This is a genomic window from Corynebacterium simulans, from assembly GCF_001586215.1.
In the GTDB taxonomy this organism is placed as follows: Bacteria; Actinomycetota; Actinomycetes; order Mycobacteriales; family Mycobacteriaceae; genus Corynebacterium; species Corynebacterium simulans.
The window spans coordinates 759,536-780,402 of the sequence record NZ_CP014634.1 but is presented as its reverse complement, the minus strand read 5'-3'; the positions used below and the strand labels follow the sequence as shown (position 1 = coordinate 780,402).

Sequence of the window (20,867 nt, the reverse complement as noted above, 5' to 3'; positions counted from 1 at the left end):
TGTCTATAACGAGTGATTTGCCCAGCACGGGATTGCCGCTTCCACCGGGACGGTTGGCGACTTATATGGCAATGCTCTGGCCGAAAACGTTTACGGCTCCTATAAGAACGAGCTCGTCCATTCTCGCAGTTGGGATGACGGTGTCGAGGTAGAAATCGCGACGCTCAAATGGGTGTGCTGGTGGAACGAGACTAGACTCCACCAAAACTCGGGGCACCTCACTCGGTGGCCATCATGGCCGTGCATGAATGCTGAGTCCGAGTTAATAGTCGAGGTTTTCTGCTACGAGTCCTGCTGCATGTTCACGTAAATAGTCGCGTAGATACGGAAGTGCGAAGTCAACTTCACCGCGCCGAGTATTGATGATCATCTCTGCATCGAGCAATCGACGGCGATAATTGCTCACGTAAGAGTCGGAACGGTGGAAGCGGGCCTTGATGTCCGCGATTTTTGATGGTCCGGGATCTTGGGCCATATAAATTAGGAATGTTCTGTCTACGTCAGAAAGATCTGCCAAAGCGGGTTCGTGGACAAGTTGTCCAAGTTTTCTTCGTGCGGTGGCGACCCCTCTTTCCGCGGCGTTAACAGTAATTTGTGAAGCATCGCCATCGGTTGGTTCTTTTTCGCGGAAGGAGCATTGACCCACCAGCTGGATCATGAATGGGTAGCCTTGGCACGCAGATACCGCAATCTCCAGAGCTGAAGGGGACCACGAGACGGTTTCGTTGCGGAGGGGTTCTTTGAGGGCGTCGCGGACGTCTTCGTCTGAAACTGGCCCAAGCTCGATCCGGTTGGCACGGCGCAAGAAAGTTACGGGATTGGGGCTTACCCCATCGTTTAGTTTCCCGGACAGTAAAGGCTTGATTGAAGAAGGGATTCCTGCCATTGCGACTGCGATGTCTTCACCTTCACGGACAAGATGTTGGATAGTTGCTCCGAACTCAATGAGTTCGTCACTTTGTTGGTGATGCATCTCATCAAGGGTGATCAATACTCCGCTAGGTTGCTGACCGGCTCTGCGATCTTGCTCTTGTTTGAAGCTCAATAGATCTTTAAGAGCATTGCGCAGGGAGTAAGTGGACTCGGCAATGGCTTTAGTGTCCCAGTTAACGCCTGCTCCAACTCCCAGAATTGATACGTTTAGGCCTTTGAGCTGTGACCGTTTATCGGAAAGTCGCCGGATAATATCGTTGCGAAGCCGCTCGACAAATCCAGATGTCGCCGTTTCGCTGAGAGTGAACCACCCTTGCTCGCTGGCTGTATCCTCAAAGGCATTGAGCAGGACTGTTTTTCCGATACCCCTCGGACCAATAATTAGCGAAATTCGTTCATGGGCACCTGAGCCTTCCTCGAGTGCGAAAGCGAAGTCGCGGATAGCCTCGCTGCGTCCCACAAGCAGTGGTGGGGTGGCGCCGAGGGTCGCTTTAAAGGGGTTTCGCTGGAGGCTCATACTCACATCGTAGCGAAACATCCCTATGAAGACTTATGAAGTTTATGAAATTTATGAAGTCTTTGAAAACCTATGAAGATTGGAGCTCGGTTAAGTCCTGGCAATTGCGAGAAAACTCTTCAATTTGCTCGCGGCCTTCGGGTCAGCAAACGCTCAACCACGTGAGGATGTAGTCGGCGGCCTTGAGGCGTACGCCTTCGGAATTGATGCGCACGAAGACGTCCGCCATAAGACGCTTGTCAGCCGCGCTTTGAAGGTGGACAACATCAAATTGGTATTTGAGTAGGTCGGATAGCTTGGCAAAAGTATCGTGGTTTTTCTCCCTAGCTATCGGTGAGCTCTCCGCCTGCTTCCTCGTATCGGCGAAGGAACGTACGTGTTGCCTTGTACGGACTGTCGAAAACAGTGGAGATGTCTGCAACCCATTCAGGGGATTTGGCAATTGGAGGGGTACGGAACTCGAACTTTTCGCTGAAAGGATTGAACGCGATCGTGATCTTCTTCTTGCTGTAGTTGAGAGCACGGACAGAATATCCCTTGATTGCTGCATGCAAGCTGGTGAGACGCTGCTGGCCGTCGATGTTTGGGTGTTGTCCTACATAGGGCGCGTCGTTGTTGATGGAGCGGCCAGGAGACCGTTCGAAATATTGAGGCCATTATGTGGCCTTTTCCGCGACACTATGGAAACAGATCGTGAATGGAAAACTTTCGGCCTGCTCTGCTTGACGGTGTGCAAGTGTGAATGCGGCTTCCATTCTTGGGCTGCGTGATAGGGCAGAAACGAGTGTTGAATGGCATGTGTCTAAATATTCGTCAACGGTTAGGTAAACGTTTGCATACCTGGTAATTACTTTAGCTAGGGCTGGTCATATCCTTCTTGGCCAGCAAAGAGTAAAGGTAGGAGGACACGTATGTCCATGCTGAATGCGTTGCTCGCGGAGGATGCGGTTGATCTGCACGGCCGTGCTGGTGACTGGCGTGAAGCTATTGAGTTGGCGGGCGGCTTGCTCGTTGGGGCGGGTAAGACCAGCCCGGCATACACCGAGGCGATGGTGCGCTCGGTGGAGGAAAATGGACCGTACATTGTGGTCGCACCGGGCTTCGCTTTTGCCCACGCGCGGCCGTCGGAGGCAGTGCGCGAAACGGCGTTGTCGTGGGTCCGCCTGGATCGACCAGTGGAGTTCGGTTCCAAAGCCAATGACCCCGTGAATCTTGTCGTAGCACTTGCGGCGAAGGATTCATCCGAGCACCTGAAGGCAATGAAAGAGCTGGCTGGGCTGCTCGGGAAGAAGGACGTGCGTGCGCGTCTGGATTCTGTAGAAAGCGAAGCTGAGCTGCGACAGGTGCTTGTGGATGTTGCGAACGGTGGGGTAGGAGCGGCGTCGGCAAGCGCGGCTCCTGCAGCTGATCACAGTGACGCGCGAGAGGGCGCCGAGCACCAGATCGCGGCTGATTCGGTGGCTTCAAAAGGCAAAATCTACACCGTGTGCGGCAATGGCTTGGGCACGTCGTTGTTCCTGAAGAACACGCTGGAGCAGGTCCTCGATGAATGGGGCTGGGGCAAGTACCTCACCGTCGAGGCAACAGACACGATTTCGGCCAAGGGGCGTGCGAAGGAAGCTGACTTCCTGCTGACCTCCGGGGAAATCGCTGCAACGCTTGGCGACGTCGGGGTGCCCGTCCACGTCATCGAAGACTTTACGAACATGTCCGAAATCGATTCTGCTCTGCGCGAGCTTTACGACGTCTAAGGAGCACTCATGGATGTCTTGTTGAACATTGCCAACTTCTTGGTCAATGAAATTCTCTCCGTGCCGGCGTTCCTAATCGGCATCATTACCGCGGTGGGTCTCGCCGCAATGGGCCGTGGCGCGGGCCAGGTCCTCGGCGGCGCCATCAAGGCCACACTCGGCTTCCTCCTGGTGGGCGCGGGTGCCGGCTTGGTCACCGCCTCGCTGGAACCCCTCGGCGCCATGATCACCGGCGCCACCGGCGCGCAGGGCGTGGTGCCCACCAATGAGGCCATCGTGGGCATTGCCCAAGACCAGTTCGGCTCCCAAGTAGCCTGGATTATGATTCTGGGCTTCGTGGTCTCCTTGATCTTGGCCCGGTTTACCCCGATGAGCTATGTGTTCCTGACCGGCCACCACGTGCTGTTCATGGCCACCTTGCTGACCATGGTCCTCGCACCTGCTGGATACTCTTCGTGGATCGTGGTTGCCTTTGGCGCCGCGTTGCTGGGTATCTTGATGGTGTCCCTGCCTGCCATTGCACACCCGTGGACGCGCCGCATCACCGGCGACGACTCCATCGCAATTGGTCACTTCGGCACTGCCGGCTACCTTGCTGCCGGTGCCGTGGGCAAGGCAGTTGGCGGCAAGGGCGAGAAGATGTCCAAGTCCACGGAGGAGCTCAAGCTTCCCGAAGGCCTGCGCTTCCTGCGCGACTCCATGGTGGCTACCGCACTGTCCATGGCTCTCATGTACATCGTGCTCGCCGTCATGTTCATGGTGCGCGCTGGTACCGAGGAGGCCTTCACTGCATTCGAAGGCGGTGCCACCAACGTGGGTAACTACCTCATGCAGTCCTTTACCCAAGGCCTCCAATTCGGCGTGGCCGTGGCCGTGATCCTCTTTGGCGTGCGCACCATCTTGGGCGAACTCGTCCCTGCATTCCAGGGCATCGCCGCCAAGGTTGTCCCCGGTGCCATCCCGGCTCTGGACGCGCCTATCGTCTTCCCGTACGCACAAAACGCCGTGCTGGTGGGCTTCATCTTCTCCTTCATCGGCGGCCTCATCGGCCTCGCTGTTCTGGCCGCATGGCTCGGTCCAACATTCGGTGTGGCGCTGATCCTGCCAGGCCTCGTGCCGCACTTCTTCACAGGTGGTGCAGCGGGCGTCTACGCCAACGCAACCGGCGGACGCCGCGGCGCCATCTTCGGTGCGTTTGTTAACGGCCTCATCATCACCTTCCTGCCGGCCTTCCTCCTGGGCGTGCTCGGCTCCTTCGGCGATGCTAACACCACCTTTGGCGACGCCGACTTTGGCTGGTTCGGCCTGCTCCTGGGCTGGTCCTCCAAGGACGGCGGAGCGTTTGGCCTCGTGCTCATCGCTGTACTTGGCTTGGTCGTCTTGGCCCTGGGCTGGTTCTCTCAGCGCAAGCTTGTGGCCACCAACTGGGACCCCACCCCGTGGCGTGAGCAGCCGGGCGCTGCCACCCCAAAGGCTGAGGCATCTGGCGTTAAGCCATTAGCCGCTGGCCAGACCGCAGCTTCGAAGAAGTACCCCAAGGTGCTTCCTCCGAAGGGTGCTCCGGTTCCGCCTTCGAGGGTCTAATTTCAACTGCGCGCAAGGATGTACTTGCGCGCTTTTTTTGCGCGCCCGTGCACAGGATAAATTGGAGGCCTAACTAGCCCGATGTCCACACTGCTTAAGGAAGATAATGTCTACCGTTCCTTTCATTCTCGATACCGATACTGCTCAAGACGATTGCGTAGCAATCCTGGTTGGCTTGTTGAATACGCGCGCGGATTTCCGTGCTATCACGATGGTGGCTGGCAACGTGGGCTTTGAGCAGCAGATTAAGAATGCGCACATGACCTTGAATGCGGCGGGCAAGCTGGGCGAGGTGCCTATCTATGCCGGTTGCTCGCAGCCGATGCTGCAGGAGTGGGCCTCGGCAGAAGACGTTCACGGTGACGGTTCGGGAGGCCTCAGCATGGACTTTTCAGGTTGCGAGGTAGAAAAAGAGCATGCTGTCGACGCCCTGTTGCGTATCACCGCGGAGAACCCAGGCGAGGTATCCGTGGTGGCAATCGGGCCGCTGACGAATATCGCAACGGCAGTGGTCAAAGACCGCAACTTTGTAAAGAATGTGAAGTCGCTTTACATCATGGGCGGTTCCAACAATGGCCGTGGAAACATTACGCCGGCCGCGGAGTTTAACTTTTACGTCGACCCGGAAGCGGCGCAGATTGTCTTCGGCGCTGGTTTTGAGGACATCGTCGTGATGCCGTGGGATCCAGTGACCTTCAATGACGCCACCATGCCGCGCGCGGAGTATGACCAAAAGGTCGCGGTGGGCACCCCGATTGCCAAGTTTTTCAAGGCCATGTGCGATACCACCTTGGACTTCGATGAAGCCGCCGGTATTGGCGGTTCCACCCACCCGGATTCGATGACGCTAGCAACGCTGTTGCACCCAGAACTCATCCAAGAATCCGGGCGCTACAAGGTAGACGTGGTCACGGGCAACGGTATTACGCGAGGCTATGCGGCAATGGCCTGGGAGACCTTTGGCTTGGAAGCTAACGCGACCGTCATCGAAAAGGCGGACCGCGAAAGCTTCTTTGGCTTGCTTGGCGACGTCCTGGAAACCCAGACCAACCCAAACCGTCCGATTCAGAAAGCGGACTAGAACAGGTCCCAGATGGTGACTGCCAGAATCACCGAACCAAAGAAGAACACAAAGTAGTTCCACGGGTCATGGCGGTAGGCCTTGTACTCCTTGACCCGGTGGAACATGTAGACCGGAAGCAGGAAGATAAGGACCGCATCGAAGACGCCACCCACCAAGTAGATGAGGTTGAGGATTGGCGGATTGAACACTGAGACCAGCGTGCCGGTGACAAAGATGAACGTGTAGACGATGGTGAGCAATCCGCGGCGGTTCAGACGGTTCGCAGTGCGTGGCGCGATGAGGCGCACCATATAGGAGGTGCCCTCCTCAGCACCGAGCATGGTGCCGAAGTAAGAGGTAATAATCGCGAAGATAACGACCATCGGGGCCAGCCAGGCAAGCAGCGGTACGCCGGTGACGTTGGCGAAGTAGGACAGTACTGGCAGGTTCTGCTCCGTTGCTTCCTTCATGCCATCGGCGCCCAAGGCCAACACGCAGGACCAGACGAAGAACATCGTGAAGATGACCAGCAGAGCGGCGGTGTAGAGCTCGATGCGGGTAACGCGCTTTTCCGTCTTCTCGCCGTAGGTTGGCTGCATATCCACGGAGAATTGGGAAAGGCCGGCCATGTGCGAAAAAGAAAAGGCAAGCACCGGAAGAATCAGTACTGAGCCGAGCAAGATATACGGCCAGCTGCCATCTTGATATTCCACTTCCATGAAGGAACGCAGGTCCCACTGCGGGATCAGATAGATCGAGGTAGCAGCCAAAGAGATGATGAGCGGATAGACCAGCGCCTGCGCCAGCCACAGCATGGGCTTGCGGCCGATGGCGAAGATGCCGGTCAGGATGCCCACGCACAGGACCGAAAGAACCCAGCGGTTAATGGATGGTCCGTGGAGCTGATTGACAATGAAGCTGTCGATGGCGTTGGTCAACGAGATGGCGTAGATGAACACCGTGGGGATGTTCGCCAGCGAGTACATCAATGCCACGAAGAGGCCGGTATGCCGGCCCAAGTACTTGCGTACCAGCTCGAGGACGTCAAGCCCGTGGTCTTTGACCGGAGCACCCGAGACGATGCGCGCGTAGGTCCGGTGGGAGAAATAGACCACTGGGAAGATGATGGCCGTAGCAAAGGCCAGCGGCCAGAAGCCAAAGGTGCCCGCCTGTAGCGGAAGGAAGAGGATACCTGCGCCCATCGCGGTGCCGAAGAGCGCGAGCACCCAGCCCAGCGCAGTACCTTCGGTCTTCTTACCCTCGCGACCTACTGGGGAGGCAGTAGATGCGGTCTCGTCCGCGGCGGGCGCGGCAGTGTCATATGTTGTCATCGGCTAGTTCTCCCCTTAGTAGTCCACTGCATCGCGCACGATAGGGCAGGTCATGCAGTGTCCGCCACCGCGACCACGGCCCAGTTCGGCCGAGCCGATCTCGATGACTTCGACGCCGGCGTCGCGAAGCTTGGCATTGGTGTGTTTGTTGCGATCGTAAGCCACGACCACTCCGGGCTCCAAGGCAACCACGTTGTTGGCGTCATCCCACTGCTCACGCGCCGCGGCATAGGAATTGCCGCCAGTTTCTACGACGTGGAGCTTATCCAGGCCGAGCGCTTCCTCGACCACCGTGACGAAGTGCTTGTCTGGGCTTTCGAGTTCCAGCTTTTTCTGATCATCTGCAGGGCGCAGGATAAGCGGACGGATGGTATCCACCACGCGCGGATAGGCGGTGGCCTTGTCGGCGTCGAGGAAGGTGAACACGGTATCCAGGTGCATCGAGGCGCGATCTGGGGCCATGGCTGCGATGATGACCTTTTCTGCTGCACCCGCCTTGAACAGGTTGCTGGCCAAGCGGCTCACACCCTGCCAAGTAGTGCGCTCGCCCATGCCCACTAGGACCGCACCATTGCCCACCGGCATGATGTCACCGCCCTCGAGGGCGGCAAGGCCCGGATCCTCGTCGGTGTCGCCGTACCAGAACTCAAAGGATGCGTTGGCAAAGCGCGGATGGTAGCGGTAGATAGCACGCGTGAGCATCGTCTCCTGGTGGCGGGCAGGAAGGCGCATCGGATTCAACGAGACACCGCCGTAAATCCAGGCGGAGTTATCGCGGGAGAACTGGCTATTGGGCAGAGGACGCAGCGCGAACTCATCGGGAGCGTACACGTTGCGCATGGTGTCAATGACGCCATGGCCGAGGCCCTTGGGGATTTCGTTGAAAGGCACTCCGCCGATGAGAAGTTCGGCCAGAGTCTTGTTGTCCAGCCCGCTAAACCACTCGCGCAATTCGCTGCCCACGCCCACGCCGACGTTCTTATCCAGTAGCTTGTTGCCGAGGATGAACTCGCGGCCTTCCTTGGTCGCCAGCGTTTCTTCTAGCAGGACGCGCATGTGCAACACCTCGACGCCGCGGTCTTCCATGCGGGCTACGAACTCATCGTGGTGGCGCTGCGCTTCCTCGACCCACAGGACGTCGTCGAAAAGCAGCTCCTTGCAGTTGTTTGGAGTGAGCCTCTCGTGTGCCAGGCCGGGGCGGCAGACCATTACCTGGCGGAGTTTGCCTACCTCTGACCAAGCGCCGAGTTGCTGCCCGTCTTTGTTACCGGAGGTTTCAACAGAATCCATCATGTAAATCTGTGCCTTCCTTTTCAAGTATTTGGTGCTGGAGGCAACAGTAACTAAACCCTTATGAGTTATGGGTCACATGGCGAAATGAATAGTAATTTGAATCATACATATCATTCATGCTGCTGGTAGTGCATAAGATTTGCATAATTCACAAAAGATTCAGGAATCTCGCGTTGCACCCGTCTGGGGGTAGGACTCGTCGTAGGAGGCGGGGAGAAGCGCGACGACGATAATCGTCGCGATGACGACGGCGCAGAAAACCAAAACCCACGGCCAAAACTTGATGAAGATGCTGATACCTACCAAGGCACACAGCACGGCCAACAGATAGGTGGTGCCGCGTCCGGCCTCTTGCTCCTCCCGCTTGGCGGCTTCCAAAGCCTTTGCCATGCGTGCCGATTCGCGGGCTTTTTCCGCGAAAGCTTTGCTGCGGTATCGGTTGGGAATTTCCATCGTGGTCACCATGGCATTCCCATCTAAACCAAAGCGGCAGCCATCAGCGCCATGTAGACCAGCAGAACCCCAGACAGGATGCCTAGGAACACGGTATCTAAGTCGCGTTCCTGCTTGCGTGCCTCAGACAAGGCTTCACGCTCGAGCTTGGCGACGCGCGCCATTGCCTTCTTGTTGGACTGAATCTGGGAGCGTTCCTGTGCGATGCGTTCAGGCGTCAGGGCTGGCATCTGCGTGGTCTGGGACTGCATGAGAGATCTAGGTTCCTTCCTTATCGAGGTCAGCGATTCTGATAAGGAGTATGGAGTAAAAGTCCCAAGGACCCTCGGAAAATGGGGATTATTCCTCTAGCTCTAGTTCCGGGTCTTCTGCCTGGGCGGCTTCTAGAACTTCCTTCGCAGCGCTCAAGTTGATAACTCCTACTACAATGCCGACAGCGATGTCCGGCCATGGGCTAAACCACCAGATGGTGATAACGCCAGCCAGTAGGATAAGAAGATTGGCCGCTACGTCATTACGGGCCGCCAGCCAAGCACCCTTGGTCAGCGCGCTTCCATGCTTGCGCAGACTAAGCAGCAATACCGCGCAAAGTAGGTTGATGAGCATAGCAAATACCGCGGTACCGGAAAGCAGGAAGGCTTCTGGCGGAGTGCCGCTAATCATCTTCCAGATTGCAGTGGCAAAGGCCGCGATTGCCGGAATGAGGATAAGTCCCGCAAGCCCGTAACTTGCTTTCCGACGCCCCGCTACCGACCATCCAAGCGCCGCCAAGACGAGTGCGTTGATGAGGAAGTCTTCAAGGAAATCCGCGGCGTCGGCAAGCAGTGAAGCCGAGCCGATGTGCCAGGCCATGGCCACTTCAACGATGAAGCCAAACAGGTTCAATGTGGCAACCCCCGCCACCACGCGCCGGGCGCGGGTGCCGAGGGTGGAAGAAGTTAGTTCAGAGCTCACGAGGCTAGATGTTAGTATTGAGCGCAAGAATTATTGCGGCGGCATCGTAGGGGAGTGTTACTACGTAATTCGTGGCTACGGCGAATTGGTGTAGCCGGTTGATGACGGTATTGCGGTGACAGAAACTCGCCTCTGCCGTTGCTTTGACAGAACCTGTGCGCAGGTAAGTTTCGACGGTTTCGACAACCAAGGGCTGTTCGGCGCGCAGCTTGGTGATTACAGTACTCAACTTCTTGAGCCGGGTGCCAGGGAAATCCGCCAATGCTTGGCCAGCGATTGTCCACGCCAATTCTTCGACTGGTGTGGGATGGGGTGCAAGGATAGCCGCTTCAAAAAGGGACGGGGTAGCTAGTACAGCTTCTCGCACACCCACCAAGCCTTTTACCTTAGGGAAAATGACGCTGGGCAAATCGGGAAGCTCAGGTGCGGGATGTAATTTATTTGGCCAGAACGCAGCGAAGAGTCCGTGATGGGCATGGCCAAATACATGGCCTTGCGCGGTAGCCGTGTCGAGTGCGTCGCGTGCTTCGAGTGAACTGCTTGCGTGAAAAACGGCGACATCGAAAGTTTCTTGCGCGGCGCATCCTAGAGCAAGAGCTATTTCTTCAGCTCCGAGCGGGCTAATGGTTGCAGAAGAAAAGAGCTTGTCGATATAGCGACCATTAGCGAGGCGGAGGTCGCGGGCGAGGCGGGCATTTTCTCTACGGAAGCCGTCGCGGACAAAGAAGTTGTATTTGGTAACCGCGTTGTGGAGCTCATCGACATGGGCTATGAGCACTTCCTGATTCGCATGTGCGGTGCGGCGAATGCGCTGCCAAATGACAAGAAAGTCAAGCTGGATGGCGTCGACAAGCGTCCCGATGGCAACTTCTTGTTGTGCGCGGCGCCGGCCGAGATCATCGGCGTGCTGGCGAACCTTCTCTTCGGTGGCCTCACCGGAAAGTGAGTCCATAAGGATGCCAAGCACGGCGGTTGCGGTCTCTCGAAGCTCGTCTTCGTCGATGCGAGAGGTGCCGTAGCTTCCGGAATCGCGGAATTTCTGAATAAACTCTTCTGCCATGCTCGGTATATCTGCACGAACTTCGGCGAGTATCTTTTTCCAATCGGAATTGTGCATATGCATAACCATAATCTGGATATGTGGGATATTGCCCCGATTTTCTGAATCTACCTGTGCACTTGTCGATTGGGCTCTAGTGTGACTTGGAACATGAATTACTAGATTCGGAGGGATTAAGGCATGCGAGCAACAACTGATGAACAGTACCTGGCGGACTTCCGTGAGATGTCGGCCAATGGCGCGACTGCGGGAGGCGGCGTCGAAAGGCAGGCTGCGAGCGAAGGCGACCGCGTTAATCGTGCGTGGTTTGCGCAGGTGCTGGAGTCGATGGGTGCGCGCGTGCACTACGACGAGATTGGCAATCAGTACGGTCTCTTCGAGTTCGTTCCGGACGCGCCTTTTGTAGGCCTGGGTTCGCACCTCGATTCACAGCCTTTGGCCGGGCGTTATGACGGTGCATACGGCGTGCTGGCGGCAGCGCATGCGGCAAACCGGGTGGCCCGCCTTGCGGAAGAGGAGAAGATTTCGCCGCGTTATAACCTGGCCGTAATCAACTGGTTTAACGAGGAAGGCTCGCGTTTTTCTCCGTCGATGATGGGCAGCTCCGTGTTCACCGGAATTATGCCGTTGGAAAAGGCGCTGGAATCGACGGACCTTGCAGGAACCACCGTGGCAGAGGCTTTTGAGGAAGCGAAATGGACCCCGGTCGAGCAGGCCCCGAAGGTGGTTTCCTATGGCGAAATCCATGTTGAACAGGGCAAGGGTTTGGAGGCTGCTGGCAACACCATCGGCCTGGTGACCGCGACCTGGGGCGCGAAGAAGTTCCAGGCGGTAGTGCACGGTGAGCAGGGACATACCGGTTCCACCATGATGGTGGATCGTCGTGATGCGCTGTTTGGCGCTTCTCTCATCATTGCCGAAGTACAGCGTTTAACGCGAGAGTTTCCAGAGTTTGAGCTTCAGGCATCTGTGTCCCAGCTGACCTTGGAGCCAAACTCGCCGGTGACCATTGCCCGTGAGGTGCGCTTCAATATCGACCTACGCTCGCCGAATAGCGAGACGCTGGAGACCGCGCAGAAGCGCGTTCGGGAGATTATTGCGGCAGCGGAAGAAGAGTCCCGTACCCGTGTTGAGCTGAACACTACCCATGAGTGGGCGCTCAACCCGTATCCAGAGGCCGGTGTGGAACTTGCGCGTGAAGTGGTTGAAGAGCTGGGCTATTCTCACCAGGAGATCTTCACCGTGGCTGGGCACGACTCGACGAATATGAAGGAGCACGTACCGACCGTCATGCTCTTTATCCCAAGCGTTGACGGCGTCTCCCACAATGAGGCGGAATACACCAAGGATGAAGACTGCGTTGCAGGTCTTGATGTATTTACCCACGTGGCAGCGCGCCTGGTTGAGGGCGCGCTGACCTAAAACACCTGGCTCGAGTTACTTGTCCAGCGGCGTTACCTGCGCGCCCGCCATGGACTCGAGTACGGCAGACTCCGTGGTTTCTTCTACCGGCTCGGCGTTGACGTCGAGCACGGAGCTGTCGTCGACGCCGGCGGTATTGGCGCGGCGCTCACCGGATCCTTCGAGGTTGATGCCGTAGAGCTGGGTGAAGTTTTCCTCATCCTGCTCGGCTTGCCAGCCGCCACGACCCGCGATGACAACGGTTGCCGGTTTTATAGCATTCCAATCGGCAGTAATTTCGCGGGATACGCGAACCTCAATTGAGGCGGTCTGCGCGTTGAACATACTCTAAGAACCCAGCAGCCCCGGATAAAGCGCAGCGACATCTTGCCAGCGAGAACCTTCTGATCCAGAATCGGGAAGTAGCTTTCGCCCCAGCTGCCGATGTCGCTTGGCAGCAGCGTGAGGTTGTCAGCGTGCCCGTATTTTACGAGTTGTTCGACGTCATCGCCCTCGTTGAGCGGACGGTCCATCACGATTTCGCCGTTTTCTACGCGGGCGATCATTCCCACTGGGCTGACCCACTCGCTCTTTCCAAAGCCACCGAGGTAGGAACCCCCAAACGATGACCCGGAGCTAAACCCTTGGGCAGTAGGCACGACCGTGCTGTTTAAGGACAGAGCGACGATTGCAGTTACGGAAAGAGGACGGAGCAATTCCTTAGTCATCTCGAAAGCCTTGCCTCGAGGAAGCTGGTACCGCACTGTTCTATATCTCCCTCTTTGCGCGTTCTCTCAAACACACACGCAAATTATGAGCTCTCAAACCCCAGAAACCGGCACAAGAACGCTGTGCAAAAGATAGTAGGTTTGTATATCGCTATATTTTGCACAACGAAAGCGCCCAGGTCTTCGAAAAGGCTCTGGGCGCTATCGCTGTCTCTCTCTAAACGCCTCCGATTATCAGCCAAGGCTGCCCTCCGGAAGCTGAGGGGTTCTCTCTATCTCTCTCATGCGCTCTCTCAAACGCACAACAAAAGTATGAGACATGCGGCTGGCACAGCAATGATGTGTGGCTGTTAGGTCGCTGGGACTGCCTGTGCATTCACTGGCGGTTTATGGACGCTTGCTGTTTGTCTCTAGTCCCTGCCCGTTAGTTGATGCGGTTACCGCTTTCGCGGTCGAAGATATGCACGTTCGAGGTATTTGGCTTCAGCCAGATGGTTTCGCCGATGCTTTGATGGCTGCGCGGTTCCACGAGCACACCGGTATTGCCACCCAGACGAGTAGTGGAGCTAAACACCGTGCCGTCCTCGCCAGTGAGATCGCCGTAGAGGTAAGACTCGTGGCCAAGTTCCTCAACATGGTGAATGACAAACTTTACGCCGCCTTCGCCTTCAGAACTCCGCTTCCAATCTTCAGGGCGAATGCCCACCGTAAGTGGACCTTCTGGCGCTTGCTCGAAACCCCAGCGGCGCAGAACGGAAGCGTCGATGTCATAGAGGTTCATTGCAGGCGATCCGATGAATCCCGCGACGAAGGTATTAGCGGGGTGGTCATAAATTTCCCGAGTTGGTGCAACTTGTTGCAGAACACCCGCATTTAGTACCGCCACGCGGTCGCCCATGGTCATAGCCTCTGTCTGGTCGTGGGTGACATAAACCGTCGTGGTACCGAGGCGTCGCTGTAATTCGGAAATCTGCGCACGGGTAGATACGCGCAGCTTGGCATCGAGGTTAGACAGTGGTTCGTCCATGCAGAACACCGCCGGTTCGCGCACAATAGCGCGCCCCATCGCTACGCGTTGGCGTTGGCCGCCCGACAAGTTTGCAGGTTTGCGGTCGAGTAGGTCTTCCATCTGCAGGATCTTCGCCGCTTCCTGAACACGCTCCTTGATGAGGGCTTTGCCCATCTTCCGGTTTTCCAAGGCGAAGCTCATGTTCTGCGCAACGGTCATGTTGGGGTAGAGGGCGTAGTTCTGGAAGACCATGGCAACATCACGATCGGATGGGCTAACGCCCGTGACGTCCTTGCCGTCGATGCGGATGGAGCCGGAATCGGTTGGCTCCAATCCAGCGAGCATGCGAAGACTCGTTGATTTTCCGCAACCAGACGGTCCGACGAGCACAAGGAACTCGCCGTCGGCGATGTCGAGGTTGAGCGAATCGACAGCGGGGCGTTCGGCGTCCTTGGAATAAATCCGCGAGACACCATCAAAAGTGACAGTTGCCATGGTTTCCTCTCAGTTCAGGTACGAAGACGGGGCGGCGAGATGAATTACTTCTTGATGACCGGCTTGACCTGGTTGTCGTAGATAGACTGCAGCGTCTTTTCCAGATCGGTTAGGGTCTTCTTGACGTCATCGCGGTTGGTAACGATCTTCTCGAAGGCACCGCCGATTTCCTGATCTGCGCCGGGGAGGAATACACGTGCGTAATCCTGTGGACGGGTATCCGGTAGCTGTTCAATAGCAGTCTTGAAGTTCGGGTTTTCTTCCATGAACTTCTTTTGCTCATCCAGTTCCATTGCAGTCTTGCGCACGGGCATGTAACCGACGTTCTGCGACCAGTAGGCAGTGTTTTGGTCATTGGTTACAAAGTCGATGAACTTGATCGCTGCGATTTGGCGATTCTTGTCGATGCCGGCTGGGATAGCCAGACCAGCTCCGCCGGTTGGGCAAGCACCATCGCCGTTTGGATTAGGCAGGAACGCGGTGCCCAAGTCGAACTTGGCGTTTTCGGTGATGCCGCTGAGGTCACCGGTGGAAAGCACCGTGGCAGCGGCGCGGCCGGTGGAAAATTCCATCGCCATATCGTTGCTCACGTAGGAGTAGCCTTCTTTTTCATCGGTGACCTTCTTCAGCCACTCGACGGCTTCGATGGTCTTGGGATCAGTAAACTTGAGCTCCCATTCATCGGAGTATGCGCCGCCCTTGGACCACAGCGGCCCCTGGAAGATCCAACCCAGGTAGTCAACAGCATCGCCCCAGCCAAAGGCTTGCATATCGGGGTTTGCATCCGCGAGCTTTGTAGCCCACTTATCCATCTCGTCCCAAGACTTTGGTCCGCGGTCAGGTAGACCAGCCTTCTTCCATGCGTCCTTGTTGTAGTAGAAGAGCGGAGTAGAGCGGGCAAATGGCAGTGCAAAGTGGCCGCCGTCGTAGGCGTAGTCCTCATACAGTGGCTGCACGTAGGAGGAAAGGTCGACGTTTGCTTCCTTGGCGAGCTCGTCGACGTTCGCGATCTGACCGTTGATAGCGAAGTTGTACCACCAGACATCGGAGAGAACCACGATGTCGGGAAGGTCGCTGCCGGTCAGTGCCGCGTTAAACTTTTGGGCTGCTTCCTCGTAGTTCTTGCCGGCATCAATCAGGTTGATTTTGATGTCCGGGTTTTCTTTTTCGAAGCGGGAGATGATCTCGGTTTCGATGTCCTTCGAGGAACCCGGGTGGTTGGACCACCAGGTCAGCTCGGTGACTTCCCCGGAACCAGAGGAATTCTTCTTAGCTTGTGGGTCAGTGGAGGAAGTGCCTGCGCAGGCAGAAAGAGAAACCGAGGCGGTGCTCAGTGCAAGAACAGAGAGGAATGAACGGCGGTCCATGAATTAACTCCTTGTAGAAATAGAAAGACTAAACGGCGAGCGTGGTTGAGGTAGCCATCTGCGGCTATCCCTTGACGGCACCAGTGGTAAGGCCCTTGATCATGTATTTCTGAAGGGCCAGGAAGATGATGAGAATCGGAATGATGGTGAGGATGGTGGCGGCCATAACTGGACCCCAGTTGGTGACGCCGTCGTTGTTTTGCAGCATGGTTAGACCCACCTGAAGCGGTGCGACATCGGCAGTATCGGACATCAAGAATGGCCACAGGTATTGGTTCCATTCGTTGACGATGGTGATCACTGCGAAGGCTGTCAACGTTGGCCAAGAGATCGGAAGCAAGACCTTTGTCAGCAGGCGAATAGGTCCAGCGCCGTCCATTCTTGCGGCCTCAACCAGTTCAAAGGGCAGCGATAAGAAGTGATTGCGCATCAGGAAGGTGCCGAATGCGACGCCAGCCAAAGGCACGATGATGCCTGCGAAGGTATTTCGCCAGCCCAGCGCGTTGACCAGTGCGTAATTGGAAATGACGGTGATTTCGGAAGGTACCATCAGCGCTGAAATGACTACTAGGAAGATGATGTTGCGGCCCGGAAAACGCAGGATTGCCAGCGCATACGCAGAAATCACGCCAAGCACGATCTTCAGCACCGACAGTGCAGCTGTGATGAGCACCGAGTTGCGCAGGTACGTCCAGAAAGGAACGCGGGTGGTTGCGTCTTTGTAGTTCGCGGTTTCCCAGCTGGGTGGAAGCCAATTTACTGGATCCGTGTAGATGTCGCCTTTGGCTTTGAAGGAGGTCATCAAAATCCAAAACAGCGGTAGGCCAACCAGCAGGAGGACGGCGACGATGCCGATGTATCCAAAAACTTTTTTAAGGGTGTTATCCATTAAGGCTTCGCTCCCATTAGTGGTTTTGCTTGTCCATGATGCGTACCTGAATCAAGGTGATGATCAGCAAGATCAAGAACATGATTGTGGCGGCGGTAGCACCGTAGCCAGCGCGGAAGTTCACGAAGGTCTCTTGATAAATCTGGAACACAAGAGTGGTAGTGCCGTTACCCTGTGGGCCACCACGGGTCATTACGTTGATGATGTCGAAGACCTGTACAGAGTTCAGCGTCACCGTGATCGAAAGAAAGAATGTAGTGGGGCGAAGCTGTGGCAGCGTTACGCGGCGGAAACGCGTCCAAGTGGACGCACCGTCGATAGCCGCGGCCTCGTCCAAGTCCTTGGAAAGGCCTTGTAGAGCAGCCAAATAAATGACGAAGGTATAGCCCAGGTTCTTCCACACGAAAGTGAAAGTCACCATGAATAGCGCCCAGCCGGGTATGGCATAGAAGTTAGGACTTTCAACGCCTACCCAACTGAGCATCTCTTGAATAAGCCCGAAGTTGGGATCGAAGATGAACTGGAAAGCAATGCCGATGGCAGCTCCGGAAATCGCGAAAGGTGCGAAGACCACCGATCGGGTGAAATTGCGGCCCTTCAAGTTTTGATTGAGCAAGAGAGCTAGCGCGAGTCCCAATACCAGGGAGCCGATTACGGCAAAGAAAGTAAAGATGAGGGTATTCGCGATGATGGTCTTCGTATCGTCGCGCGTGAACCACTCAACGTAGTTCTGAAAACCTACGAATGTCGACGTTGGGCTCGAGATATTCCAGTTAAAAAAGGAAAGCCGGATATTGTCGATGAGTGGGCGATAGGTAAAGATTCCCAACAAAATGAGGTTGGGGGCTAAGAGTGCTAGCGCGAGCCACCACTCTTGGCGCTTTTTCCCCTCTGCTTTCTTGCGTAAAGCAGCTGTATCGGGACTATGCTCCGATTGTTTAATAACCACTTTGGAGAAGCTAGGCTGGGAAGGTTAAAACCCGCTACCGGTGGGGTGAAAACTTGGCCAACTAAAGATGAACGAAAAATACTCAAGAACTAAGGCAAAGTAGCAGAGCCTCCGCCCGAATCACGGGGTTGGCAAGATCGATGCCACACAGGGCTTGGACCTTTTCGATGCGGGCGCGCACGGTGTGGCGGTGCACATTGAGCTCGCTGGCAGCGGCGGCGAGCTGGGCGTCGGCAAGCAAGTAGGTGCGCAAGGTGCGTAGCAGCTCCGTATTGTGCGCGGCGTCATGGTGCTGAAGCTTTCCGACGATCGCGGCGCGGCGCTTTCCTAAAGCCTCGTGTACTGCAGATTCACCGAGCCAGGCGGGTGCATCGGAGCTAAATTCCGCCATGGTTCCAGGAGGCAGGCTGCGAGCGTGGGTCTTCAGGGTCGTTACGCGGTCGGTGCTGATTTCCTCCCACGGGGTGTCACGGAGCACGGAAACCTGCAAGTTTTTGGAGTATCGGCCGAATAGTTCCTGCGCATCGATGGTTTCGGGAGGCAAGGCAATGAGTGCGCTTTCAGACGCCGTGCCTTCCAAAGGCAGCACGAAGCAGGCATAGCCGCCTTTGTTTGCGGCGCGGTGGACTAGCCCCAGCGCGCGGCTCAGGCGGGTGGGCGAATCAGCTTGCACGAGGCAGAGGTGGAGACGGCCGTGGGAGGCTACAGAGTTGAAAGCGGCGTCTAAAGCCGTGGCACCAAGCACAGACGTGGTGCCGGAGACCTGAGTTGCAAGGGCGAGGGCGCCTAAGATGATGCGGGCCGAAGAATCGCGGTTTTGTAGCAGCATCTCCGCCAAGCCTGCGAGATGGCGGGTCAATGCTCGATCGTAAGAGTCGAATTTTTGCTCGCGGGATACCGCAAGCGCGATGCGCCGTCGGCCGTGGGTATTAAACACGTTGGTGATGGTGGCGATCGTCGTGCCGTCTTTGGTGATGCTCGAGCGCGCGCCTGAGGTCCGTCCCGAGCTTTGGCTTGCCGCGGCAATAGCGAACTCGACGGCGGACAGCTCGCCTAAGTCGTGACGATTGATGACGTTTCCTGAATCGTTAGCCACGGCCACGGCAGCGCCGAGTTCTTTCGACGCCCGCTCCAGCAGCGCATTAGTGCCATTCGACGCCGCCTGATTCAAACGCTCCTGTTGACGGTGCAAGGTGAACTGGAGGTTGTTCTCGATGCGCGTCTGCTCCGTAGTCACCGTATTGATAATCGAGATGAAAGGCGTGGCGCGGGGGACTTCAAAGAGCGTTAGATGGTGACGCGCCGCGGCGTCGATAAGCTCCTGCGGAACCGTGGAGAAGGTCAGGCCAGTGCCGAAGCCAATGGCACCCACGCCCGCTGCCACCAGGGTGCGCGCATAGGCGGAAAAGTCGCTGGGCGAGTGTTCGAAGGCTAGTCCCAAGGTCAGGATGATGGCGCCCTGAGTGGTGAACTCGCTGGGATCGCGCAACTCGCTGGCTTGGATGGTTGTGAACTCACGCGGGCCTTCGAGAATCGGGCGCAGGTTTAGTTTGCGCTGGTTAAACAGCCATTGAAAGCGAAGCTCGCTCATTGCCGGGACCTTCTTGCAGTAACTCGTCGATAGACACAGTGAATAGTCTTTTGCCCTAAATATATACGCGATGTCCATGGTCTGTGACTAGTCGTGGCATCCACAATGATTCACATCACAAAGCAAGACGATTGAAGGAGAATCATGCAGGAACTTGAATACCGCATCGAGCAGACCCGCCACCTCGCTCAGGAGGTCCCCGGACCAGCCAGCGCCGCATTGGATGAGCGCCGCAAGAACGCCATCCCGGCCGGCATGGCGCCTTCGCTTCCGGGCTACGTCGTCGACGCTGACGGCGGCATCCTCGCTGATGCTGACGGCAACCGTTTCATCGACTTGGCCTCCGGCATCGCTGTTACCTCCGCGGGCGCTTCTAACCCGGCCGTCGTCAAGGCCGTGCAGGAGGCCGTCGCGCACTTCACTCACACCTCCTTCACCATCTCCCCGTACGAGTCCTACGTTGAGGTCGCTGAAAAGCTCAACGAGGTGACTCCGGGCGATCACCCGAAGAAGACCGCGCTGTTTAACTCCGGCGCGGAAGCAGTGGAAAACGCCGTCAAGATTGCCCGCAACTACACTGGCAAGCGCGGCGTTGTAGTTATGGACCGTGCCTTCCACGGCCGCACCAACCTCACCATGGCCATGACCGCAAAGCAGTCCCCATACAAGAACGGCTTTGGCCCGTTCGCGCCGGAAATCTACCGTGCGCCGATGTCCTACCCGCTGCGCGACCAGCTCAGTGGTGAGGAAGCAGCCAAGAAGACCCTCACCATGATCGAGCAGGAAGTCGGCGCAGCCAACCTCGCCTGCGTTGTGGTCGAGCCGATTCAGGGCGAGGGCGGCTTCGTGGTCCCAGCTGAGGGTTACCTGCCAGCTATCCAGAAGTGGTGCAACGACAACGACGTTGTCTTCATCGTCGACGAGATTCAGGCCGGCATGATGCGCACCGGCACCTGGTTCGCTTCCGACCACGAGGGCATCGTCCCCGACCTGGTCACCATCGCCAAGGGGATTGCTTCCGGCATGCCGCTTTCCGCTGTCACCGGCCGCGCAGAGATCATGGATGCACCGCAGCCAGGCGGCTTGGGCGGCACCTACACCGGCAACCCTGTTTCCTGTGCGGCAGCGCTGGCCACTCTCAAGGAATTTGAGGAGAAGGACTTTGGTGCCCGCGCACTGAACCTGGAAAAGATTGCCCGCGAGGAGCTGGAGCCAATCCTGGGCGACGAGCGCGTCGCCGAGTTCCGCGGCCGTGGCGCCATGCTTGCACTCGAGTTCGTCACCGCTGATGGCGAGCCAGACTCCGAGCTCGTCCACAAGATTGCAGATGCCGCAAAGGCAGAGGGCGTCCTCATCCTCACCTGCGGCCTTGACCACAACGTCATCCGCTTCCTGCCTTCCCTGGCCATCCCGGAGGATCTGTGGCGCGAGGCCCTGCAAGTAGTGGTCAAGCAGTTCAACGAGTACAAGTAAGTCTGGGCTGCAGCCAAAAGGGTAGA

Annotated in this window: 19 protein-coding genes; 6 read left to right on the top strand and 13 right to left on the bottom strand. The window is 56.9% G+C overall.

Annotated features, from left to right (window positions below; translation table 11 throughout):
* The first annotated feature begins 31 nt into the window (after nucleotides 1-31).
* Entirely contained in the window at nucleotides 32-310 is a 279-nt protein-coding gene (locus tag WM42_RS13835; protein ID WP_082787629.1) for an integrase core domain-containing protein, read from the top strand.
* Here the strand turns inward: WM42_RS13835 and WM42_RS03600 are convergent.
* Nucleotides 263-1,471: an ATP-binding protein gene (locus WM42_RS03600; RefSeq protein WP_235591306.1), complete on the bottom strand. Its 1,209-nt coding sequence runs from the start codon at nucleotides 1,469-1,471 to the stop codon at nucleotides 263-265. The genes WM42_RS13835 and WM42_RS03600 overlap by 48 nt on opposite strands.
* An 890-nt stretch (nucleotides 1,472-2,361) precedes the next feature.
* On the opposite strand from WM42_RS03600, the gene WM42_RS03590 reads away from it, so the two are divergent.
* The 3 genes from WM42_RS03590 (at nucleotide 2,362) to WM42_RS03580 (ending at nucleotide 5,866) form a co-directional block, all read left to right on the top strand.
* Complete coding sequence (locus WM42_RS03590) at nucleotides 2,362-3,201, top strand: PTS sugar transporter subunit IIAB (protein ID WP_062035715.1); 840 nt, start codon at nucleotides 2,362-2,364, stop codon at nucleotides 3,199-3,201.
* 9 nt (nucleotides 3,202-3,210) lie between these two features.
* Entirely contained in the window at nucleotides 3,211-4,785 is a 1,575-nt protein-coding gene (gene ulaA / locus WM42_RS03585; protein ID WP_062035714.1) for a PTS ascorbate transporter subunit IIC, read from the top strand.
* A gap of 106 nt (nucleotides 4,786-4,891) precedes the next feature.
* Entirely contained in the window at nucleotides 4,892-5,866 is a 975-nt protein-coding gene (locus WM42_RS03580; protein WP_062035713.1) for a nucleoside hydrolase, read from the top strand.
* On the opposite strand, the gene WM42_RS03575 is transcribed toward WM42_RS03580, so the two are convergent.
* The 6 genes from WM42_RS03575 to WM42_RS03550 form a co-directional block, all read right to left on the bottom strand.
* Nucleotides 5,863-7,179, bottom strand: a complete 1,317-nt coding sequence (locus WM42_RS03575) for an amino acid permease (protein WP_062035712.1) — start codon at nucleotides 7,177-7,179, stop codon at nucleotides 5,863-5,865. The two genes, WM42_RS03580 and WM42_RS03575, sit on opposite strands and share 4 nt — an antisense overlap.
* 15 nt (nucleotides 7,180-7,194) lie before the next feature.
* Nucleotides 7,195-8,472 (bottom strand): arginine deiminase, encoded by a 1,278-nt coding sequence (locus WM42_RS03570; protein WP_062035711.1) that lies wholly within the window; start codon nucleotides 8,470-8,472, stop codon nucleotides 7,195-7,197.
* Nucleotides 8,473-8,631: 159 nt separating this feature from the next.
* Nucleotides 8,632-8,925: a hypothetical protein gene (locus tag WM42_RS03565; protein ID WP_141741003.1), complete on the bottom strand. Its 294-nt coding sequence runs from the start codon at nucleotides 8,923-8,925 to the stop codon at nucleotides 8,632-8,634.
* 23 nt (nucleotides 8,926-8,948) lie between these two features.
* On the bottom strand, nucleotides 8,949-9,176 hold the full coding sequence (locus WM42_RS03560) for a hypothetical protein (protein ID WP_062035709.1): 228 nt from the start codon (nucleotides 9,174-9,176) through the stop codon (nucleotides 8,949-8,951).
* Between the two features lie 88 nt (nucleotides 9,177-9,264).
* The gene (locus WM42_RS03555; protein WP_062035708.1) at nucleotides 9,265-9,879 is read right to left on the bottom strand and encodes a cation efflux transmembrane domain-containing protein; all 615 of its coding nucleotides are present in this window, start codon (nucleotides 9,877-9,879) and stop codon (nucleotides 9,265-9,267) included.
* 4 nt (nucleotides 9,880-9,883) lie between these two features.
* On the bottom strand, nucleotides 9,884-10,996 hold the full coding sequence (locus WM42_RS03550; RefSeq protein ID WP_158510260.1) for an RsbRD N-terminal domain-containing protein: 1,113 nt from the start codon (nucleotides 10,994-10,996) through the stop codon (nucleotides 9,884-9,886).
* 123 nt (nucleotides 10,997-11,119) lie between these two features.
* On the opposite strand from WM42_RS03550, the gene WM42_RS03545 reads away from it, so the two are divergent.
* Nucleotides 11,120-12,361 (top strand): M20 family metallo-hydrolase, encoded by a 1,242-nt coding sequence (locus WM42_RS03545; RefSeq protein ID WP_062035706.1) that lies wholly within the window; start codon nucleotides 11,120-11,122, stop codon nucleotides 12,359-12,361.
* Nucleotides 12,362-12,376: 15 nt separating this feature from the next.
* Here WM42_RS03545 and WM42_RS03540 read toward each other — a convergent pair whose 3' ends face one another.
* From WM42_RS03540 to WM42_RS03515, 6 genes are all read right to left on the bottom strand, one after another.
* Nucleotides 12,377-12,685 (bottom strand): hypothetical protein, encoded by a 309-nt coding sequence (locus WM42_RS03540; RefSeq protein ID WP_062035705.1) that lies wholly within the window; start codon nucleotides 12,683-12,685, stop codon nucleotides 12,377-12,379.
* 807 nt (nucleotides 12,686-13,492) lie between these two features.
* Nucleotides 13,493-14,572 carry an ABC transporter ATP-binding protein gene (locus WM42_RS03535; protein ID WP_062035704.1) on the bottom strand — a complete coding sequence of 360 codons (1,080 nt, stop codon included), beginning with the start codon at nucleotides 14,570-14,572 and terminating at the stop codon, nucleotides 13,493-13,495.
* A 44-nt stretch (nucleotides 14,573-14,616) separates the two neighbouring features.
* The gene (locus tag WM42_RS03530) at nucleotides 14,617-15,939 is read right to left on the bottom strand and encodes an ABC transporter substrate-binding protein (protein WP_062035703.1); all 1,323 of its coding nucleotides are present in this window, start codon (nucleotides 15,937-15,939) and stop codon (nucleotides 14,617-14,619) included.
* A gap of 64 nt (nucleotides 15,940-16,003) precedes the next feature.
* Nucleotides 16,004-16,828 carry a carbohydrate ABC transporter permease gene (locus tag WM42_RS03525; RefSeq protein ID WP_062035702.1) on the bottom strand — a complete coding sequence of 275 codons (825 nt, stop codon included), beginning with the start codon at nucleotides 16,826-16,828 and terminating at the stop codon, nucleotides 16,004-16,006.
* 16 nt (nucleotides 16,829-16,844) lie between these two features.
* A complete protein-coding gene (locus tag WM42_RS03520) occupies nucleotides 16,845-17,777 on the bottom strand; it encodes a carbohydrate ABC transporter permease (protein ID WP_371326196.1) in 933 nt (310 codons plus the stop codon).
* Nucleotides 17,778-17,859: 82 nt separating this feature from the next.
* A complete protein-coding gene (locus WM42_RS03515) occupies nucleotides 17,860-19,368 on the bottom strand; it encodes a PucR family transcriptional regulator (protein ID WP_062035701.1) in 1,509 nt (502 codons plus the stop codon).
* A 144-nt stretch (nucleotides 19,369-19,512) separates the two neighbouring features.
* On the opposite strand from WM42_RS03515, the gene gabT reads away from it, so the two are divergent.
* Nucleotides 19,513-20,841, top strand: a complete 1,329-nt coding sequence (gabT, locus tag WM42_RS03510) for a 4-aminobutyrate--2-oxoglutarate transaminase (protein WP_062035700.1) — start codon at nucleotides 19,513-19,515, stop codon at nucleotides 20,839-20,841.
* Nucleotides 20,842-20,867 lie beyond the last annotated feature (26 nt).

What these genes read in the sequence shown, in the direction of transcription:
- WM42_RS03600 (WP_235591306.1), bottom strand. Translation starts at nt 1,471, where the DNA reads ATGTTTCGCTACGATGTGAGTATGAGCCTCCAGCGAAACCCCTTTAAA.
- WM42_RS03590 (WP_062035715.1), top strand. Translation starts at nt 2,362, where the DNA reads ATGTCCATGCTGAATGCGTTGCTCGCGGAGGATGCGGTTGATCTGCAC.
- ulaA (WP_062035714.1), top strand. Translation starts at nt 3,211, where the DNA reads ATGGATGTCTTGTTGAACATTGCCAACTTCTTGGTCAATGAAATTCTC.
- WM42_RS03580 (WP_062035713.1), top strand. Translation starts at nt 4,892, where the DNA reads ATGTCTACCGTTCCTTTCATTCTCGATACCGATACTGCTCAAGACGAT.
- WM42_RS03575 (WP_062035712.1), bottom strand. Translation starts at nt 7,179, where the DNA reads ATGACAACATATGACACTGCCGCGCCCGCCGCGGACGAGACCGCATCT.
- WM42_RS03570 (WP_062035711.1), bottom strand. Translation starts at nt 8,472, where the DNA reads ATGATGGATTCTGTTGAAACCTCCGGTAACAAAGACGGGCAGCAACTC.
- WM42_RS03565 (WP_141741003.1), bottom strand. Translation starts at nt 8,925, where the DNA reads ATGGAAATTCCCAACCGATACCGCAGCAAAGCTTTCGCGGAAAAAGCC.
- WM42_RS03560 (WP_062035709.1), bottom strand. Translation starts at nt 9,176, where the DNA reads ATGCAGTCCCAGACCACGCAGATGCCAGCCCTGACGCCTGAACGCATC.
- WM42_RS03550 (WP_158510260.1), bottom strand. Translation starts at nt 10,996, where the DNA reads ATGCACAATTCCGATTGGAAAAAGATACTCGCCGAAGTTCGTGCAGAT.
- WM42_RS03545 (WP_062035706.1), top strand. Translation starts at nt 11,120, where the DNA reads ATGCGAGCAACAACTGATGAACAGTACCTGGCGGACTTCCGTGAGATG.
- WM42_RS03540 (WP_062035705.1), bottom strand. Translation starts at nt 12,685, where the DNA reads ATGTTCAACGCGCAGACCGCCTCAATTGAGGTTCGCGTATCCCGCGAA.
- WM42_RS03535 (WP_062035704.1), bottom strand. Translation starts at nt 14,572, where the DNA reads ATGGCAACTGTCACTTTTGATGGTGTCTCGCGGATTTATTCCAAGGAC.
- WM42_RS03530 (WP_062035703.1), bottom strand. Translation starts at nt 15,939, where the DNA reads ATGGACCGCCGTTCATTCCTCTCTGTTCTTGCACTGAGCACCGCCTCG.
- WM42_RS03525 (WP_062035702.1), bottom strand. Translation starts at nt 16,828, where the DNA reads ATGGATAACACCCTTAAAAAAGTTTTTGGATACATCGGCATCGTCGCC.
- WM42_RS03515 (WP_062035701.1), bottom strand. Translation starts at nt 19,368, where the DNA reads ATGAGCGAGCTTCGCTTTCAATGGCTGTTTAACCAGCGCAAACTAAAC.
- gabT (WP_062035700.1), top strand. Translation starts at nt 19,513, where the DNA reads ATGCAGGAACTTGAATACCGCATCGAGCAGACCCGCCACCTCGCTCAG.